Source organism: Devosia geojensis (genome assembly GCF_000969415.1).
Taxonomy (GTDB): domain Bacteria; phylum Pseudomonadota; class Alphaproteobacteria; order Rhizobiales; family Devosiaceae; genus Devosia; species Devosia geojensis.
On record NZ_JZEX01000099.1, the window covers coordinates 1 to 480 of the forward strand.

Consider the following 480-nt stretch of genomic DNA (forward strand, 5'->3'; position numbering starts at 1 on the left):
GGAGGACTCCGTCATCGGGATCCTCTTCGCCGGCGCCTTCGCGCTGGGCATCGTCATCATCTCCCGAGCCCCTGGGTACTCGGGGTCGCTGCAGCAGTTCCTCTTCGGGTCGATCACCGGCATCAGCAATGACGACATCGTCATCGTGTGCGTCGCAGGTGCGCTGATCCTCGCCGCCGAGCGTGCCCTGCACAAGGAGCTGGTGACCGTCGGCCTGGACCGTGAGACGGCGCCAATGACCGGTGCCAGCACCATCATCGTCGACAACCGATTGGTGAACAGACGAGCCGTGGACGCCGGGGTCACCAGCAGCGCGAGTACCAGAATGTTTCCAAGCACCTGCCCCGAGATGACGACGGTGAGGGTCACCAGTACGTAGAGCACCCGATCGATCGCGAAGACCGGCACGTGACTGACGCGCTCCGTCCCACGGACCAGGCCGACGGTCACCAGCTCCTTGATCCTGGCGAGACCGCCGCG

At 65.2% G+C, this 480-nt stretch carries 2 pseudogenes; one reads left to right on the forward strand and one right to left on the reverse strand.

Features of this window, described 5'->3' with window-relative positions:
• Positions 1 to 58: 58 nt before the first annotated feature.
• A pseudogene (locus VE25_RS23685) lies at positions 59 to 214 on the forward strand (metal ABC transporter permease); the annotation flags it as partial.
• Here VE25_RS23685 and VE25_RS23690 read toward each other — a convergent pair.
• A pseudogene (locus tag VE25_RS23690) lies at positions 202 to 450 on the reverse strand (metal ABC transporter permease); the annotation flags it as partial. The pseudogenes VE25_RS23685 and VE25_RS23690 sit on opposite strands and share 13 nt — an antisense overlap.
• Between the last annotated feature and the right edge of the window lie 30 nt (positions 451 to 480).